Genomic DNA, 1,939 nt, shown 5'->3' with positions numbered 1-1,939 from the left:
ATCGAGAAGTTAAACAAAATTGTGGTATTGAACGCTGTCAGGCTCGCACGAGCCGAGCGCAAAGAAATCATATTTTTCTCGCTATTTCTGCGTGGTTTGAACAACATAAACGTCGTATATCTGAAAAAATAACCCTTTATCAACAAAATTGGGACGTAATCAAAAATGCTATTGCTGAGCACATCCGTGTTTTATTAGCGTACCCAAATTAGTTTTGTGCGAAACTCGTGATTAAGTTACTGCTAATAGGGGTTTATGTGCTGAGTGTATTGGCACATAAACTTCTTAATTATTAGAACCATCATGGTGTTAGCCAGCCAAGATAAATTTAAGCGAGTGGGTTTTTGATAAGTCGATTGAAGGGTACTTTAATTCGTCATCATCGATGACTGACCCGATCCTACTGATAACTAGCTAGAACCGGGTTTGAATTACGGCAAGTAAAAATTAGCTGGCTTTTTTCGCTGCCGCAGCGGCGTTGACAATAGTAGCAAAAGCATCGGCTTTCAGCGATGCACCGCCAACTAATGCACCATCAATATCGGGTTGACTGAAAAGCTCAGCAGCATTGCTTGCATTCACTGAGCCGCCGTACTGAATAATCACTTGTTCGGCAATAGCCGGATTTTGTTTGGCAATATGGTCACGAATAAATTTATGTACCGCTTGCGCCTGGGCGGGAGTGGCTGATTTACCGGTGCCAATTGCCCAAATCGGTTCATAAGCGATAACACTATTTTCAAATGCGCTGGCACCTAAGCTATTTAATACCGCATCGATTTGACGGGCACAAACTTGTTCAGTTTTGCCGGCGCTATTTTCTTGTTCAGATTCACCAATACAAAGTACTGGCGTTAATCGTTGCGATTTTAACACGGCAAATTTGCGAGCGATAAATTCATCGCTTTCTTGATGATAAGTTCTACGTTCAGAGTGACCGATAATAATATATTTTGCGCCAATATCTTTTAGCATTTCCGCTGAGGTATCACCGGTAAAAGCGCCGGACAGATTAACGTCAACATCTTGTTCGCCAAGTGCTATCTTGCTACCGGTTAAAGCTTGTTTTGCTTGCACCAGGTAAAGCGCTGGTGGGGCAATTGCGACATCACAGCCTGTGACATTATTTAATTCGTTACGCAAATTTCCAATCAGTTCTTCAACCATTTTTGTACTGCCATTGAGTTTCCAGTTCCCCATGACTAATGGATGCCGCATGTTTTCCTCCAACTAAAAAATATTTATTAATAAATGAGATAAAGACAATTGATCATTATTCAGTTTATGCAAAAGGATAGTATAAAGATGCTATGACTAAATCACTTTGTTTTTTGTCATTCATGTGTGATGTTATCATCATTTAGTGAAAGCTTAACCGGTTCAATAGCGAAAGTAATCATGTTATCTTTACTTTTTACTAAAATATAACGGATAGCGCCTACTATCGTTTCATCACTCTGCACTTGGTTATGTTGTTCTAACGTACGATCTAATACCGCGGTTAATTGATGTGTGTTATTAATTGAAGTGGTTTTTTCGAAGTGATTAATAATTGCCATAATATAACGTTCGAATAATTGTCGATTAATTTTATAGCTGTTTGCCTCTTTTGGTGGCAGTAATGTTAGCTGTAAACTTTTAATTTTTTCACTTCCTCGTTCAAGTAGAGGCTGTCGCAAAAGGGGTGGAATTTTTTTTTTCAACAATATCCCACCGTGCAGATTTTCTCTTTTTCTGATTTTAGTTTGTACAAATAATAGACTGAAAATCATCCATAATATCAGAGCAACCGCTCTTGATAAGTTATAGGCCATTGCATGCAGGGTAAATTCGAGCTTTACCGCTAATAATCCCTTACGCCGGAAACGTTCCAAACCCTGAATTCCCCGCAATGCTGAAAACACAGGTTCAACCATGCTCTTTCGCTGATTCAAGATTT

Annotated in this window: 2 protein-coding genes and 1 pseudogene; 1 reads left to right on the top strand and 2 read right to left on the bottom strand. The window is 39.2% G+C overall.

Annotated features, from left to right (window positions below):
• Positions 1-212, top strand: a pseudogene (locus CBG25_RS04455) (hypothetical protein); the annotation flags it as partial.
• Positions 213-447: 235 nt separating this feature from the next.
• Here CBG25_RS04455 and tpiA read toward each other — a convergent pair.
• Positions 448-1,218 carry a triose-phosphate isomerase gene (gene tpiA, locus CBG25_RS04450; protein ID WP_290604862.1) on the bottom strand — a complete coding sequence of 257 codons (771 nt, stop codon included), beginning with the start codon at positions 1,216-1,218 and terminating at the stop codon, positions 448-450.
• Between the two features lie 116 nt (positions 1,219-1,334).
• Positions 1,335-1,939 (bottom strand): DUF1454 family protein (locus CBG25_RS04445; RefSeq protein WP_290604860.1); only part of this gene is annotated, 605 nt, incomplete at its 5' end.

Origin of the sequence: Arsenophonus sp. ENCA, assembly GCF_002287155.1 — a bacterium.
In the GTDB taxonomy this organism is placed as follows: Bacteria; Pseudomonadota; Gammaproteobacteria; order Enterobacterales; family Enterobacteriaceae; genus Arsenophonus; species Arsenophonus nilaparvatae.
Note: the sequence above shows the minus strand (reverse complement) of the source record. Positions and strands in the feature narration are given on the sequence as shown.

What these genes read in the sequence shown, in the direction of transcription:
- tpiA (WP_290604862.1), bottom strand. Translation starts at nt 1,218, where the DNA reads ATGCGGCATCCATTAGTCATGGGGAACTGGAAACTCAATGGCAGTACA.